Raw genomic sequence first — 16,093 nt, 5'->3', positions numbered from 1 at the left:
CCGCCGCACCCGCACCCGCACCCGCGCCGACCGAAACGCCAGCTGCCGCGCCGGCGCCGGCGCCGCCCGCTGGTTTCGACCCCGGTACGGCCCCCGTTGTCAGCCCGAAGCTGGGCGCGTTTCCTTATTTCACCCTGCTCGATGGCTACCACAAGGGCACCATCAAGGACACGGAGGTGCGCTCTGAAGAGGTGAAGGACCTGATGAAGGACGCGGCTTTCGACCGATACGAGTTTTTCGACGGCACGAAAATCATTCCCGTCGAAGGCCGCCTCACCACCATTAAGGCGGTAGGGAAGGGGGCTTCGTTCTTCCAGGTGCAGAAAACCTACGAGAAGCTGGTGCACGACTTGGGCGGGGTGACCGTGTGGGAAGGCAGCATGCAAAAACTCCCGGACGCGAAGCTGACCTTCGACGAGCGCCGCCACCGGGGGCGCTACAACATGCTGGGCCACGAAAAGGCCGGCGTGTACATGCTGCGCACGCCCGACAAGGAAGTCTGGGTGGAGGCCTACCAGATTTACGACGACCACGAAAACTACTGGCTGACGGTGGTGGAGAAAAAGGCCCTGCCCATGACGGCCTCCGTGCTGCCCGCCGCCGAGATGAAAAAAGCCCTCGACGCCACGGGCCACGTGGCCCTCTACCTGAATTTTGATACCGACCAGGCCACGCTCAAGCCCGATGCCCAGGCCACCATTGCCCAGATTATCAGCCTGCTGGCCCAGAATCCCGACCTCAAATTGGCTGTGCAGGGCCACACCGACAACGCCGGTACGCCCCAGCACAACCAGCAACTATCGGAAGCCCGCGCCCGCACCGTGGTGGCCACCCTCACCGCCCAGGGCATTGCTGCCGACCGCCTGCAAGCCGCCGGCTTCGGCCAGACCAAGCCCCTGGCCGACAACGCCACCGAGGACGGCAAAGCCAAAAACCGCCGCGTCGAGCTGGTGAAGCTGTAGCCTGCCCGTTATTTCTTAGTCCCACCTTTTTTGTCCTTCATCGTCATGAAAAAGAGCTTATTGAGTTTGCTGGCGCTGGTTGGCGCTACAGCGCTTTCGGCCCATGCCCAACGCCTGCCGGCCACGCCCCAGCGCCCCGTTACGGACACCTATTTCGGGAAGAAGGTGGTGGACAACTACCGCTGGCTCGAAGACACCAACAGCCCTGAGGTGAAGGAGTGGTTCCGGGCGCAAGGCGACTACACCACGCAGACGCTGGACCAGATTCCGGGCCGCGACCGGCTCATCAAAACCTTCGAGGACTACGACAAGCTGCTGGCCGTGCGCTACGGCGAAATCCGGCAGCGCGGCAACCGCTACTTCTACCGCAAAACCCTGCCCAACGAAAAGGTAGGCAAGCTCTACGTGCGCGACGGCAAAACCGGCCCCGAAAAGCTGCTCTTCGACCCGCTGAGCCTGGCCACCGACCAGCAGAAAAGCTACGCCATGACGGCCTTCACGCCCAGCCCCAACGGCCAGCTGGTCGTCATCGGCCTGCAGGAAGGCGGGGCCGAACTGTCCACGCTGCGCACCATGACGGTGGCCACCAGGGCCTTTCGGCCCGAAACCATCCCGGCCGTGTTCGGCGGCACCGTGGACTGGCTGCCCGACAACAGCGGCTTCCTCTACACCCCCCAGAACTCCACCGACCCCAAAGACCCCAAGGGCAACCTCGACACCAAGGGCCGGCTGCACCGCCTCGGCACCGCCCCCTCGGCCGACCCCGACCTGTTTTCGCGGGCCAAAAACCCCGCCATGGGCATCCGGCCCGACCAGTACCCCATCATGTACTACTCCAACGACCACGCCCAGCTTTACGGTGAGCTGAGCTCCGTGGACCGGCGCGTGAACGCCTGGGTGACCACGCCCGCCGACCTGACCCGGCCTGCTATTGCCTGGAAACGCCTGGCCGCGCCCACCGACAGCGTGTACCGCTACTTCAAAATCGGCAGCCGAATTTACCTGCACAGCGTGAAGGGCGCGCCCAACGGCCGCATTCTGGCCACCAATGCCGCCCTGCCCAACCCGGCCACGGCCACCGTGCTGCTGCCCGAAGGCAAGCAGAACATCACCGGCGTGGCGGCCACCAAAGACTACCTGTTCGTCACGCTCAGCGACGGCATCAACGAGCACATCCGGCAGTACAGCCCCGCCACCCGGCAGTGGGCCGACGTGCCGCTGCCCACCCGCGGCACCGTCGGCATCGAGCCGTACAACCCTGCCGAAAGCAACGAAGCGCTGGTGTACAGCACGTCGTGGAACGACCCCGGCAAGCTCTACGACTACAACCCCGCCACCCAAAAGCTGGCCCTCAGCGCTTTCCATGTGCCCATGAGCTACCCCGGCGTGGCCGACCTGGTGGTGGAGGAAGTGGAAGTGCCCAGCTACGACGGCACGATGGTCCCGCTGTCGCTCATCTACCGCAAGGGGCTGAAGAAGGACGGCAGCGCCGTGTGCCTCATGGACGGCTACGGGGCCTATGGCGTGTCGGCCACGCCCTACTTCAGCCGGCGCAACCTGGCGCTGCTCAACCAGGGCGTTATCTGGGCCGAAACGCACCCGCGCGGCGGCTCCGAAAAAGGTGACAAGTGGTACCGCGCCGGCTACCAGACCACCAAGCCCAACACCTGGAAAGACTTCATTGCCTGCGGCGACTACCTTGTGAAAAACGGCTACACCAGCCCGCAGCACCTCATTGGCATGGGCACCAGCGCGGGCGGCATCCTCATCGGCCGGGCCATCACCGAGCGGCCCGACTTGTTTGCCGCCGCCATCAGCAACGTGAGCTGCTCCAATGCCCTGCGCATGGAAAACTCGCCCAATGGCCCCGTCAACGCCCCCGAATTCGGCACCGTGAAGGACTCGGTGCAGTGCATGGGTCTGTATGAGATGGATGCCTTCCAGCACGTGGTGCCCGGCACCAAATACCCCGCCGTGCTCTGCGTGGGCGGCATGAACGACCCGCGCGTCATCGTGTGGCAGCCCGGCAAGCTGGCCGCCGCGCTGCAAGCCGCCAGCACCTCCGGCAAGCCCGTGCTCATGCAGGTGAACTACGACAACGGCCACTTCACCGAAGACAAAAAAGTGGCCTTCCGCAACTTCGCCAACATGTACGCCTTCGCCCTCTGGCAGGCCGGCCACCCCGCGTTTCAGCCGGCGGCCACGGCGGTTAAATAAGCCCGATTTCCCTCCCACAGCCTAACTGAGCCCCTGACGAGCCGCTGCCGGCTGCGTCCTGGCTCCCCCTTGCCATGACGAAACACGTATTAACCACCGCGTTTGCGCTGCTGGCCCTCGCTCCCCTTGCCGCCAGCGCCCAGGTTGGCATCGGCACCACCACGCCCGATGCCAGGTCGGCGCTCGACATCCGCGCCACCGACAAAGGCCTGCTCATCCCGCGCCTGACGGTGGCCCAGCGCACGGCCATCACTTCGCCGCCCCAGGGCCTGATGGTGTACCAGACCGACGGCACGGCCTCGGGCGGCGCCCAAAGCGGCTTCTGGTACTACGTGGGCACGGGCGGCTGGGTGTTTCTCGACGCGGCTGGCGACAATCTCGGCAACCACACCGCCACGCAGGACCTTCGCCTGCAGGGCAACGCCCTCACCGGCACCGGGGCCAGCATCGGGGCCACGGTGGGCGTGGGCATCCGGGCCGATGGGGGCCTGAACCTGGGCCAGAACACCAGCGGCAACAGCGTGAGCCTGGGCTACCAGGCCGGCGCGGCCAATGCCACCACCGGCAACCTGTTTGTGGGCTACCAGGCCGGCACCCGCACCACCTCCGGCTTTTCCAATGTGTTCGGGGGCTACCAGAGCGGCTTCGCGAACACCACGGGCCGCTCCAACGTGTATCTGGGCTTTTCGGCCGGCTACGCCAGCACCACCGGCACCGGAAACGTGTTTGTGGGCGCTCAGAGCGGCACCAGCAACACCACCGGCGTGCTCAACCTGTTTGCCGGCGCCGGCAGCGGGCACAACACCACCACCGGCGTGGGCAACGTGTACCTGGGCAACAACAGCGGCTACGGTACCTCCACCGGTTCGAGCAACGTGTTCATTGGCAATTCCAGCGGCTCGGGTTCGCTCAATACCGCCGACGATAACGTGTTTGTGGGCACCAGCAGCGGTACGACCAACACCACCGGCACCGCCAACGTGTTTGTAGGCAGCCAGACCGGCTACTACAACACCACCGGCAGCAACAACGTGTTCGATGGCTACGGGAGCGGCACGCTCAACACCACCGGCGACGACAATGTGTTTCAGGGCTTTCAGGCCGGCTACCGCAACACCACCGGCGACCAGAATGTGTTTGGCGGCAGCCAGGCCGGCTACGCCAACCAGAACGGGGGCTCCAATGCTTTTGTGGGGTACCGGGCGGGCTATGCCAACACCAGCGGGGCCAACAACGCCTTTGTGGGCCACCAGGCGGGCGTTGCGAATACCATCGGCTTTCGCAATGCCTTTTTCGGGCGAAGCGCGGGCTTTAACACGACGGATGGGTCCCGCAACGCGTTTCTGGGCGAGGCGGCCGGTTACGGCAACGTGGGCGGCGACCAGAACGTGTTTGTGGGCAGCCAGGCCGGCTACTTTAACACTGGTGGCAACGACAATACCGCCCTGGGCTACCTCAGCGGCCCCGGCACGGCCAACCTGAGCAACACCCTCAGCCTGGGCAGCGGGGCCACTGCGGCGGCCAGCAACACCATTCAGCTCGGCAACGCCAGCATCGCCAGCCTGCGCTGCCAGGTGGGGCTCACCATCACCTCCGACGCCCGCTTCAAGTACCAGGTGCGGGCCAACGTGCCCGGCCTGGCCTTCGTCAACCGCCTGCGGCCGGTCACCTACCGCCTCGACGCGGCCCGGCAGACGGCCTTCGAGCACTCGGGCCGGCTGGGCCCCCGCCTCGCGGCCGATTCGGCCACTGCCGCCGTGCACACGGGCTTCCTGGCCCAGGAAGTGGCGGCCACCGCCCAGGCCGTGGGCTTCGACTTCGACGGTGTGCACGCCCCGGCCACCGCCCACGACCCGTACGGCCTCAACTATGCCCAGTTTGTGGTGCCGCTGGTGCGCTCCGTGCAGGAGCTCAGCGCCGAAGTGGAAACCCTAAAGGCGCAGAATGCCCGCCTGCAGGCGCAGGCTGCCCAGGCCCAGGCCGACCACGCCGCCCTGCTTGGCCTGCAAAGCCAGCTGGCCCGCCTGCTCGGTCAGGATGCCCAGGCGCAGAAGTAGCTCGGCCCCGCTTTTCGAAGCGCATCCGGAGGGGGGCTCCACCGCCGGCTCAGCCCTCTGCGGTGCCAACCCCGTGTTAAAACAGCCCTGCTACTGCTTAGCTCAACCACCGTTCCGTTTCCCAAACGCCAGTTATGCTTAACCACCTGATTACCCGTTTCTCACTGCTGCTCGGGGTGCTTGTGACCGCGAGTGCCGTATCCGTCCGCGCCCAGGTGGGTGTGGGTACCACCACGCCTAATGCCAAGTCGGCGCTCGATATCCAGAGCCCGGCCAACAACACCGGGTTGCTCATTCCGCGCCTGACGGCGGCCCAGCGCACGGCCATCACCTCGCCGCCGCAGGGCCTCATCGTGTACCAGACCGATGGCACGGCCGGCGGCGGCGTGCAAACCGGTTTCTGGTATTACGCGGGCACCGGCGGCTGGGTGTACCTCGACCCCGCCTCGGGCACCGGCCTCAGCCTGCCCTACAGCGGCACGGCCAGCAGCAGCAGCACCGCCTTTGCCGTGAGCAATACCGGCGCGGGCCAGGCCGTGAGCGGCACCGCTGCGGGAAACGGCACGGCCGCCGTGCGGGGCGAAAACACCAACCCCACCAGCGGCAGCGGCACCGGCGTACTGGGCGTCACGGTGAGCGGCTACGGCGTGCGCGGCACGGCCAGCGGCACCAATGGCTACGGCGTGGCCGGCGAAGCCACCGACAGCCGGGGCGTGAGCGGCACCTCAGCCAGCGGGCCGGGCGTGTACGGCCGCAGCACCAGCGGCCTCTCGCTCCAGGCCCAGAAAACCGGCGGCGACCTCGGCCGCGTGGCCGAACTGACGAACACCAACGCTGCCAATGACTCCACCACGCTCTATGTGAGCACGTCCGGCGCCCGGCCCGCCCTGCGCGCCGTGAACACGGCCACCTCCGCCCAGGCCGCCATCCGGGGCGTGAAGCAGAGCGCCAGCACCGACGGCATCGGGGTCGAAGGCGTGATAACCAGCGGCGCGACGGGCAACGCGGCCGGGGTGCGCGGCCTCGACCAAAGCGGCAGCGGCGGCAGTAGTGGCGTCATCGGCCTCACGGCCGGGGGCTACGGCGTGCGCGGCATCGCTACGGCCAACGGCGGCTACGGCGTCAGCGGCTCGGCCACCAATAGCTACGGCGTGATTGGCAGCAGCCAGAGCGGCACCGGCGTGTACGGCAGCAGCAACACCGGGAGTGGCGTAGTGGGCAGCACCAGCGGCAGCAGCACCATTGCCGGAGTGCTGGGCAGCAGCAGCAATGCTGCGGGCCTCGGGGTGCTGGGCACCACCATTGGCGGCAGTGGTGTGCGCGGTACCTCCTCGGGCAGCGGCGGCTACGGCGTGGAAGGCCAGGCCTCGGTTACCGGTGGAGTGGGGGTAGCCAGCTTTGCCAGTGGGGCGGCTACGGCCTTGGCTGCCTCAACCACTGGCACTGGCCGGGTGGCATTCTTTGCTCAGGCCAATAGCGGCAGCAGCGCTCCCGCCGTGGTCATCAACCAAAGCGGCACTGGTCTGGGACTGGACGTGGCCGGCGGGCCCGTGCGCGCCGTGGAAGTCAACTCGCCCGGCACCGGCGGCGCCAACCTGCTGCCGGTAGCCTTCGGCCGTATCGCCGCCAACGGCACCATCCTCAGCGGCTCGGGCAACTTCACGGTCAGTGTCCCGTTTTCGGGCACCGGCTACTACGAAATTCATTGCACGGGCGCGCTCGCCAGCGCCGATTTGACGTCCGCCATTTGCGTCGCCACGGGACTGACTTCCACCACCCAGGGCATTATAGTCGTCACGGCCAGCGGTACCACAGGCGGCGAGGTCGACATCACCACCAACAACATGCTCAACAACCAGCAGCCCGAACGCGACTTTTCTTTTGTGATATACCGCCCCTAAAGACAGTACCGAACCACACGCCGCACCAGGAGGCAGTCCATAGAAAAAGCTCCTGCCAGAAGGCAGGAGCTTTTTCTATGGGCAGTCAGCGGAAATTAATGCTTACGCTTTCTTCTTTTCCAGCACCTCGTCAATCAGGCCGTACTCTTTGGCCTCGTCGGCGCGCATCCAGTAGTCGCGCTCCGAGTTGTCGTAGATTTCCTGGTAAGTTTTGCCGGTGTGGTGCGCCAGAATGTCATATAGCTCCTTTTTCAGTTTCAGGATTTCCCGAGCCGTGATTTCAATGTCCGTCGACTGACCCTGCGCGCCGCCCGAAGGCTGGTGAATCATCACCCGGGCGTGGGGGAGGGCCGAGCGCTTGTTGGCAGCCCCGCCAGCCAGCAGCACCGCGCCCATCGAAGCCGCCAGACCCGTGCAAATCGTGGCCACGTCGGGGTTCACGTACTGCATCGTGTCGTAGATGCCGAGGCCGGCATACACCGAGCCGCCGGGCGAGTTGATGTAGAGCAGAATGTCTTTCTTGGCATCGGCCGACTCCAGAAACAGCATCTGGGCCGTCAGGATGTTGGCAATGTAGTCGTCCACGGCCGTGCCCAGAAACACGATGCGGTCCATAATCAGGCGCGAAAACACGTCGATTTCGCGGAAGTTCTGCGGACGCTCCTCAATCACCGAGCGGGTCATGTTGGTGGGCAGCATCATGCCGTTGCGCACCTGGCCTTCCATGTGGTTCAGGTACTGGTCCACGCCCAGGCCGCTGAGTCCCTGGCCTTTCACGGCAAACTTGCGGAATTCTTGTCTATTCAGTAATGGGTTCATTGGAGAAAAATGTAGCGCACGCTTCAGCTTGCGCAGGTGAGGTTAGAAAGACGGGCGAAGTAAGCGAATGTTGTCGGAACCCCAACAAAAAAGCCCCTACGTCTCCGTAAGGGCTTTTCCAAAAATCGGGTTGCGCAGCGCTTAGCTGTGCAGGCTCCGGAATTCTTCGGCCGTTACGGGCTTGTCCGTAACAACAACTTTGCCGCGCAGGTTTTCCAGCACTTTCTCTGCCAGAATGGCCTCATACTCGTTCACGTAGTTCTTGCCGTTCTCCTGTTTCAGGTACTCGTTGGCATAGCTGCGCATCGATTCGCGCATCTCGTCGGGCATGTTCGGCATGTTGAACTGGCCCATGATTTTGTCGAGCGTGCGGTTCACAATCTCGTCGTTGCTCACTTTCAGGCCGGCTTCTTCCACCACCTTGTTGCGAATCATGCTCCACTTCAGCTCCTTCACGTAGTCGTCGTAGTGCTCTTCCACCATCTCGGGCGTCAGCTTGCCCTCGTTGGCGCGCACCAGCCACTTCTTGAAGAACTCCGTGGGCACGTTGATGTCGGTGTTGGTCACCAGCTGCTCCACAATTCGGTTGTTCAGCGAGCCTTCCGCCTCACGGTCGTAGTTCTGCTGAATGGTTTCGCGCACCTTGGCATCAAACTCTTCCTGGGTCGAAACTGCCTCGGGGCCGAATACTTTGTCGAACAGCCCCTGGTTCATCTCGGGGGCTGCCGTGCGGTTCACCTTCTCCACGCTGAATTCGTAGTCGCCGGTTGCTTCCTCCGCCTCTTTCTTGCTCAGGCCGGTGAAGTTCGAAATCGACAGCGCGTCATTCTTGAAAGCCGCCTGCAAGTCGAACGTAATCACGTCGCCGCCTTTTTTGCCGATAAACTGGGCCTGGTCGCCGGTTACTTTGCCGATGGGCAGCAGAATGGTGCGGCCTTCGCCTTCCTCGCCAGCCTTTTTCAGCTTGCCGAACAGGTAGTCGCCGGCTTCCGATTCCTCGGGGTTGGTCGTCTCGCCGTACTGGCGGGCAATCTGCTCGTTGGTCTGGGCCAGCGTTTCGTCGTCGAGGCTCACTTTGTGCAGCTCGGCCGTCAGCTCAGCGGGCAGCTCGAAGTCGGGCAGCAGGCCCAGCTCGAACGAGAAATCGAAGTCCTTATCGGTGTCGAAATCCACGTTGCTCGGCACGGGCAGCGGCTCGCCCAGCAGCTTGATGTTGTTCTCCTTAATATAGGAGTCCACGGCCTTGCCCAGCATCTTGTTGATTTCCTCGGCCAGAATGCCTTTGCCGTACATTTTGCGCACCATGCCCACGGGCACCATGCCGGGGCGGAAGCCCTTCACCTGGGCGCGCTTGCTGTACTCTTTGATTTGCTTGTCTACGGTGGGCGCGTAGTCGGCTTCGGTCAGGTGCACGGTCAGCAGCCCGGTCAGCTGCTCGTCGTTCTTGTCGAGGGTAATGTTCAAAACAGAGAAGCCAGCTGCTGCCGGCAAATTGAAAGGTTGAAAAAAAAGCCCCCAGCCTATGCGACCGAAGGCCTACTCAAAAAAAAGTGCGGATAGAGGGACTCGAACCCACACGCCTTGCGGCACCAGATCCTAAGTCTGGCACGTCTACCAATTTCGCCATATCCGCATGGTCTTTTCCGTGTAGCCGTTTGCTATGGGCCCGCAAAGGTACTCGGGAAATTTGTAGCGCGCAAAAGGGATTTGTAACAGGATTTTGGGGGGCGTACATGTGGGCGACGCCTGGCGTGGAGAGCCTCGCCCCCGGCCCCTTTCCCCGGGAGAGGGGAGCCTGACGAAGTGGGCAAGATGCTTCGCTGCGCTTTGCCTGACGTGCTGTTATTGCCTTCGTATACTGTTCCCGGCCACCTTTTCCCTCGCTTCGTTGTTACTTTAGCCATTATGCCTCCCGTCATCTCTCCCGAAGCCGAGCGTCAGGAAATCCTGCGCCACTACCGCCGCCTGCTGCGCGCCGCCAAGCCGTATCTGAAAGACGGCGACGCTAAATTGATTAAAAAGGCTTTTAATCAGAGCTTAGAGGCGCACAAGGAGATGCGCCGGAAGTCGGGCGAGCCCTATATTCTGCACCCGCTGGCGGTGGCGCAGATTGCGGTAGAGGAAATCGGGCTGGGCACGACCAGCATTGTGGCCGCGCTGCTGCACGATGTGGTGGAGGACACGCCGACCGAAATTTCGGACATCGAGCGGGAATTCGGGACAAAGGTGGCCCGCATTATTGATGGGCTGACCAAGATTTCGGGCGTTTTCGAGTATGGCACGAGCGAGCAGGCGGAGAACTTCCGCAAGATGCTGCTCACGCTGAGCGAGGACGTGCGCGTGATTCTCATCAAAATTGCCGACCGCCTGCACAACATGCGGACGCTGGACTCGATGCCGCGCCACAAGCAGCTGAAAATTGCGTCGGAAACCCTCTATTTATATGCGCCGCTGGCCCACCGACTGGGGCTCTATACGATAAAGAGTGAGCTGGAGGATTTGTACCTCAAATTCACCGATACGGAGACGTACAACGAAATCAAGGCCAAGGTGCGCCAGAGCCAGGCGGCGCGCAACCGCTTTATTAAGGAGTTTGTGCAGCCGATTGACGAGGAATTGAAGGCGCAGGGCTTCGATTATGAAATCAAGGGCCGGCCGAAAAGCATCTATTCCATCCTGAAGAAGCTGAAGAAGCAGAACATCACCTTCGATGAGGTGTATGACTTGTTTGCCATTCGGGTGATTCTGGACGTGCCGCCGGAACAGGAGAAAGCCGCCTGCTGGCAGGTTTACAGCATCGTGACGGACTTTTATCAGCCCAACCCCGACCGGCTGCGCGATTGGGTTTCGACGCCGAAAGCCAACGGCTACGAGAGCCTGCACACCACGGTAATGTCGCGCGCCGGCCAGTGGGTGGAGGTGCAAATCCGCTCGCGCCGCATGGACGATATTGCCGAGAAGGGCTACGCCGCGCACTGGAAATACAAGGATACCGGCAGCATTCAGCCCGAAAGCTCGCTCGAAGGCTGGGTGAACAAGGTGCGCGACATGCTGGAATCCAACAACTCCAGCGCGCTGGAATTCATGGACGAGTTCCGGCAGAACCTGTTTGTGAAGGAGGTGTACGCTTTCACGCCCAAGGGCAAGCTGGTCATTCTGCCCGACAAGGCCACGGCGCTGGACTTTGCCTTTGAAATTCACTCCCAAATCGGCATTCACTGCCTCGGAGCTAAGGTGAACCAGAAGCTGGAGCCGCTCAGCTACCAGCTGCACAACGGCGACCAGGTCGAAATCCTGACCTCGCACAAGCAGCGCCCCACGCAGGAATGGCTCAACTACGTCATCACCAGCAAGGCCAAGTCGCGCATCAAGGATTTTCTGCGCGACGACAAGCGCGCCAAGGCCGAAGACGGCCGCTACATCCTCGAAAAGCGGCTGGAGCTCATTGGGGTGCCCAATACGCAGGAGAATTTCAACCGCCTGCTGGCCTATTTCAATGTGCCTGGCGCGCAGGAGTTTTACTACCGCCTGGCCGTGGGGCAGGTAGATGGGCGTACCATTCGGGAGTCCATTTTCAGCTCGCCCAAGCCCTTGCCCTCCGTGCTCGAACCCAAAACGTTCGACAACGAAGTGCAGAAAATTCGCGGTGTGAAGCCGGACATGCTCGTCGTGGGCGAGCACACCGACAAGTTCAACTACAGCATTGCCCGCTGCTGCAACCCCATTCCCGGCGACGATGTGTTCGGCTTCGAAACCGACAGCGGCCTCATCATCCACCGCACCAACTGCCACCGCGCCGTCGATTTGATGTCGAACTATGGCAACCGCATCGTGCGCGCCAAGTGGACCGACCAGCTCGAGCTGGCCTTTCTGGCCGGTATCCGCCTCAAAGGTTCCGACCGCGTGGGCCTCGTCAACGACGTCACGCGCATCATCAGCTCCGCGCTCAAGGTGAACATGCGCTCCATCACCATCACCATCACCGCCGACGATGGTTTCTTCGATGGCCAGATTATGGTGTTCGTGAACGATACCGACCACCTCAACAAGCTCATTCAGCGTCTGCGCAAGGTGGATGGCGTGCTGCAGGTAGAACGGTTCGACTCGTAAAATGAACCTAACTAAGCCCATCATCATCCACGGCACCAGCGTCAATGAGCGCACCCAATGCGCCCACTACCACTCTGGGCGCGACATCATCGCCATTCGGCACAAGTGCTGCGGCGAGTTCTACGCCTGCATTCAGTGCCACAACGAGGCCGTTAGCCACCCCCCGCAAGTCTGGCCCAAAGCGGAATTTCAAACCCAAGCCATCTACTGCGGCAACTGCCAAACCACCCTCAGCATTGCCAGCTACTTAGGCTGCAGCAGCACCTGCCCCAACTGCCAGGCCGCCTTCAATCCCGGCTGTGCCAACCACTACCACCTCTATTTCGAGCGGTAAGAACCAAAAGCAGCCGCCGCGGCTTACGTAACTTTGGCTTCCCATCCCGCCCATTACTCCGAACTATACCCCGTGAATACAACCAAAACAGCGCCTCGCAAGCACGCTGCCACTGAGCCCATCGTTGAAGCAGGGCAGGGGGGAGGCGGCTCGTCCGAGACTGGCTACGCCGCCAAGCATACGCCCAGCGCGGCCTCTCAGGCCACGCTCAATACCGATAAGCTCGAGGAAGTAAAAAAGCTGTTTACGGCCCACCTCGAAAACAAAGGCCTCCGCAAAACCGGCGAGCGCTACGCCATTCTCGAAGAAATCTACGCCCGCTCCGGCCACTTCGACGTCGAAGAGCTTTATGCCGGCATGAAGGAGCGCGGCCTGCAGGTAAGCCGTGCTACCGTTTACAACACGCTGGACCTGTTGGTTGAACAAGGACTTGTGAGCAAGCACCAGTTCGGCCGCAACCTCGCCCAGTACGAAAAAAGCTATGGCTACCGCCAGCACGACCACGTCATCTGCACCGAATGCCATAAAGTGGTGGAATTCTGCGACCCCCGCATCCACGGCATCCAAACCATGGTCGGCGACCTGCTGAACTTCCATATCTTGCACCATTCTTTGAATCTTTACGGCATCTGCGGTGACTGTCGCGCCCAGGCCGCCGCCCGCCAGAACACCCCCGCATGACCACCACCAGCACCGTCCAAAACGGCATTCTCTTCGTTCGCCTCTCCGGCGACCTCATCGGCAGCCCCGATACCGACCAGCTCCTGCAGTCCGTCAACAACCACCTCGGCGAAGACCTCAACCAATGCGCCGTTGACCTCTCCGAAATCCGCTACATCAACAGCACCGGCATCGGCGTCCTGGTTTCGCTCCTCACCAAATTCCGCAGCCGTGGCGGCGAAATGGTTCTCATCAACCCCGCCGACCACCCCAAGAAGATGCTGGCTGTCACGAAGCTAAACAACATCTTCACCGTCTCGGCCACCGAAACCGAAGCCCGTCAGCAACTTACCCCAGCCGTCCGATAGGGCGGCTGTTTTTTTGCCCTTTTGATAAGGCATCTCTCATCCTGAGCACCGCGAACCGAAGGTCGGCGTAGCCAGGGACCTTATCAGGTAAGAACCATCTCCAATAGTCATCAATTTCCCAAAACGGACGCAGCCACCCAAATTTCGCTGCGTTCAGAATAACCCAAACACATGCCAGTAGACGTATTAGTAGGCCTCCAGTGGGGCGATGAAGGCAAAGGCAAAATTGTAGATGTGCTAGCACCGACCTACGATGCCGTAGCCCGCTTCCAGGGCGGCCCCAACGCCGGTCACACCCTTTTCTTCGATGGCGTCAAGCACGTCCTGCACCAGGTTCCCAGCGGCATTTTCCACCCGCACATCATCAACGTCGTCGGCAACGGCGTCGTCCTTGACCCCGTCGTCTTCCGCCAGGAGCTCCAGAAACTCACCGATAGGGGAATCGACTGGTCCAAAAACCTCTACGTCTCCAAAAAAGCCCAGCTCATCCTTCCCTCGCACCGCGCCCTCGACCGCATCAGCGAAGAAGCCCGGGGCAACACCAAAATCGGCAGCACCCTCAAAGGCATCGGCCCCACGTATTCCGATAAAATCGGCCGCGTCGGCCTCCGCGTGAGCCACATTCTCCTGCCCGATTTCGAGCAGCGCTACAAGGAAGCCGTCGCCCAGCACGCTGCCATCGCCGCCCACCACCACAAAGAACTCGAAATCGAAGCCCTCGAAGCCGACTTCTTCTCCGCCGTCGAATTCCTGCGCACCCTCCAGCTCATCGATACCGAATACCTCCTCAACGACCTCCTTACCCAAGGCAAGCGCATCCTCGCCGAAGGCGCCCAGGGCTCCTTATTAGATATCGACTTCGGTTCCTATCCCTACGTCACCTCGTCCAGCACCATCGCCGCCGGCGCCTGCACCGGCCTCGGCATCGCCCCGCGTCATATCGATAAGGTGTACGGCATCACCAAAGCCTACTGCACCCGTGTCGGCAGCGGCCCGTTCCCCACCGAGCTCCACGACGAAGTCGGCGAACAAATCCGCCAGGCCGGCCGCGAGTTCGGCTCCACCACCGGCCGCCCCCGCCGCACCGGCTGGATAGACCTGCCCGCCCTCCGCTACGCCATCATGCTCAACGGCGTCACCGAACTCCACCTCATGAAAGCCGACGTCCTCGACGGCTTCACCGAAATCCAGGCCTGCACCCACTACCGCACCGCCACCGGCGAAAGCACCCCCCAACTGCCCGACCCCGGCGAGCTCACCACCGTCACCCCCGAGTACATCACCCTCCCCGGCTGGAATTCCGACCTTACCACCCTCACCGACGCCGCCCAACTCCCCCCCAACCTCGTCGCCTATCTAGAATTCCTTGAAAAGGAGCTCCAAGTCCCCATCAGCATCGTCAGCGTCGGCCCCGACCGCGTCAGCACCCTCCACCGCTAAGTCCGGAACCCGGCCCTCGCCGCCGTTTCCCGTTGCTGCCTCCAGCCCCGCATCCCTTCCCAGCCGACCGCTGGAGCCAGATGCGGGGCTTTTGCATAGAGAAAGCCCGTCCGCATCATCATCCCACCCATCTCAAAACCCTGGCACCACAAACATGCCTGCCCCCAAAACCACTCGTTATTGAATAAGAGGGTAGGGGCGAAGAGGCCCAATCCAATCAGGTGGTTAACCCCAAACCTCCATTCATAACGACCATCCCACTCCATCCGGCAAGCATCCCATCCAGGCACCAACATGCCAAACATCACCTGTTCACCCCGAGTCACCCAGTATTTGAAGCCCATTCGCCAGCACAGTCGAATTTTTTAGCCGCATCAATCAGCTACTTACAACCCTCGGGCAAGCTTTTACGTACAGGCCTGCTTGCCGCTCCAAAAAGTCCCCCTACCTTTGCAGTCCCGAAACGTCAAACGGACCAACGGAAACGCCAAAAGCATCTGCTGCGGCACAAATCAAAAGGTCGGGAACTCCAGCAGAAGACAAGTTGTCTTGTGCACCGCAGCCAGCCGCAAGCATCAAGATTTATTTCTCGAATAGCTTGCACCGGCGAAAAAAGCCACCGTACCTTTGCAACCCGCTTCAACCGGAAGCAGCCAGACTTGAAAATCGAAGCGAAAAGATTCTAAAAATTTTTCGCTGAAAAATTTGAAAGTCGAAAAAAACCACTACCTTTGCACTCGCAAAACGAACAGAGGTCATCAATAATCAGTCATAACAAACTGATTATTAAATAAAAAAGCTGCTTTAATCGAAAGCCGCTGATTTGAAAACCGAATCGAAAAACAGAAAATTTTTCGAAAATAAGTTGCCAAATCAAAAATAGTTTCTACCTTTGCAATCCCAAAACGAACAAAAGTTTACAACGAAAACCCCGGGCTGAATCACCAGCCCACACTGACGCTTCAAATGGAAGCATCACACGTTCTTTGAATGACGGAAATAGACAAAATAGTAAGTGTTCCACTTGCTGCTTCTTCTTCGGAGGAAACACAGTGAAACAAACCAAGCGAAACGAATTTGACCATAATGTCAATATGTGAGCAAGGTCAGCACTCGACATCAGCCATGGTTCGCCATGGTGTAGAATATTTTACAATGGAGAGTTTGATCTTGGCTCAGGATGAACGCTAGCGGCAGGCCTAATACATGCAAGTCGAACGGTTGT

General features: G+C 61.3%; 11 protein-coding genes, 1 tRNA gene and 1 rRNA gene. 10 read left to right on the top strand and 3 right to left on the bottom strand.

The window, feature by feature from the left end; all coding sequences use genetic code 11:
- The 4 genes from ACYVHT_RS22970 to ACYVHT_RS22955 form a co-directional block, all read left to right on the top strand.
- Positions 1–962 (top strand): OmpA family protein (locus tag ACYVHT_RS22970; protein WP_460557681.1); only part of this gene is annotated, 962 nt, incomplete at its 5' end.
- Positions 963–1,007: 45 nt separating this feature from the next.
- Positions 1,008–3,179, top strand: a complete 2,172-nt coding sequence (locus ACYVHT_RS22965) for a prolyl oligopeptidase family serine peptidase (protein ID WP_460557679.1) — start codon at positions 1,008–1,010, stop codon at positions 3,177–3,179.
- Between the two features lie 74 nt (positions 3,180–3,253).
- Complete coding sequence (locus ACYVHT_RS22960) at positions 3,254–5,236, top strand: tail fiber domain-containing protein (protein ID WP_460557678.1); 1,983 nt, start codon at positions 3,254–3,256, stop codon at positions 5,234–5,236.
- 134 nt (positions 5,237–5,370) lie between these two features.
- Positions 5,371–7,137, top strand: a complete 1,767-nt coding sequence (locus ACYVHT_RS22955; protein ID WP_460557676.1) for a beta strand repeat-containing protein — start codon at positions 5,371–5,373, stop codon at positions 7,135–7,137.
- Between the two features lie 102 nt (positions 7,138–7,239).
- On the opposite strand, the gene ACYVHT_RS22950 is transcribed toward ACYVHT_RS22955, so the two are convergent.
- From ACYVHT_RS22950 to ACYVHT_RS22940, 3 genes are all read right to left on the bottom strand, one after another.
- A complete protein-coding gene (locus ACYVHT_RS22950) occupies positions 7,240–7,956 on the bottom strand; it encodes a ClpP family protease (protein ID WP_460557674.1) in 717 nt (238 codons plus the stop codon).
- A 141-nt stretch (positions 7,957–8,097) separates the two neighbouring features.
- A complete protein-coding gene (tig, locus tag ACYVHT_RS22945) occupies positions 8,098–9,420 on the bottom strand; it encodes a trigger factor (protein ID WP_460557672.1) in 1,323 nt (440 codons plus the stop codon).
- An 87-nt stretch (positions 9,421–9,507) separates the two neighbouring features.
- A tRNA-Leu gene (locus tag ACYVHT_RS22940) sits at positions 9,508–9,589 on the bottom strand.
- A gap of 272 nt (positions 9,590–9,861) precedes the next feature.
- Here ACYVHT_RS22940 and ACYVHT_RS22935 point away from each other — a divergent pair.
- The 6 genes from ACYVHT_RS22935 to ACYVHT_RS22910 all read left to right on the top strand — a co-directional run.
- Positions 9,862–12,066, top strand: a complete 2,205-nt coding sequence (locus ACYVHT_RS22935; RefSeq protein ID WP_460557670.1) for a RelA/SpoT family protein — start codon at positions 9,862–9,864, stop codon at positions 12,064–12,066.
- 1 nt (position 12,067) lies between these two features.
- Positions 12,068–12,400 (top strand): CHY zinc finger protein, encoded by a 333-nt coding sequence (locus tag ACYVHT_RS22930; RefSeq protein WP_460557668.1) that lies wholly within the window; start codon positions 12,068–12,070, stop codon positions 12,398–12,400.
- Positions 12,401–12,640: 240 nt separating this feature from the next.
- Positions 12,641–13,081, top strand: coding sequence for a Fur family transcriptional regulator (locus tag ACYVHT_RS22925; protein ID WP_460557683.1), 441 nt, complete (start codon positions 12,641–12,643; stop codon positions 13,079–13,081).
- Positions 13,078–13,428 (top strand): STAS domain-containing protein, encoded by a 351-nt coding sequence (locus ACYVHT_RS22920; protein ID WP_460557666.1) that lies wholly within the window; start codon positions 13,078–13,080, stop codon positions 13,426–13,428. The genes ACYVHT_RS22925 and ACYVHT_RS22920 overlap by 4 nt, the downstream gene beginning before the upstream one ends.
- A gap of 171 nt (positions 13,429–13,599) precedes the next feature.
- The gene (locus ACYVHT_RS22915) at positions 13,600–14,868 is read left to right on the top strand and encodes an adenylosuccinate synthase (protein ID WP_460557664.1); all 1,269 of its coding nucleotides are present in this window, start codon (positions 13,600–13,602) and stop codon (positions 14,866–14,868) included.
- 1,152 nt (positions 14,869–16,020) lie between these two features.
- A 16S ribosomal RNA gene (locus ACYVHT_RS22910) occupies positions 16,021–16,093 on the top strand; the annotation flags it as partial.

The organism is Hymenobacter daeguensis (assembly GCF_054780555.1).
This window is presented reverse-complemented; position numbering and strand designations above follow the sequence as displayed.

Coding starts and splice junctions, on each gene's coding strand:
- ACYVHT_RS22965 (WP_460557679.1), top strand. CDS start 1,008: ATGAAAAAGAGCTTATTGAGTTTGCTGGCGCTGGTTGGCGCTACAGCG.
- ACYVHT_RS22935 (WP_460557670.1), top strand. CDS start 9,862: ATGCCTCCCGTCATCTCTCCCGAAGCCGAGCGTCAGGAAATCCTGCGC.
- ACYVHT_RS22915 (WP_460557664.1), top strand. CDS start 13,600: ATGCCAGTAGACGTATTAGTAGGCCTCCAGTGGGGCGATGAAGGCAAA.
- ACYVHT_RS22955 (WP_460557676.1), top strand. CDS start 5,371: ATGCTTAACCACCTGATTACCCGTTTCTCACTGCTGCTCGGGGTGCTT.
- ACYVHT_RS22920 (WP_460557666.1), top strand. CDS start 13,078: ATGACCACCACCAGCACCGTCCAAAACGGCATTCTCTTCGTTCGCCTC.
- ACYVHT_RS22950 (WP_460557674.1), bottom strand. CDS start 7,956: ATGAACCCATTACTGAATAGACAAGAATTCCGCAAGTTTGCCGTGAAA.
- ACYVHT_RS22960 (WP_460557678.1), top strand. CDS start 3,254: ATGACGAAACACGTATTAACCACCGCGTTTGCGCTGCTGGCCCTCGCT.
- ACYVHT_RS22930 (WP_460557668.1), top strand. CDS start 12,068: ATGAACCTAACTAAGCCCATCATCATCCACGGCACCAGCGTCAATGAG.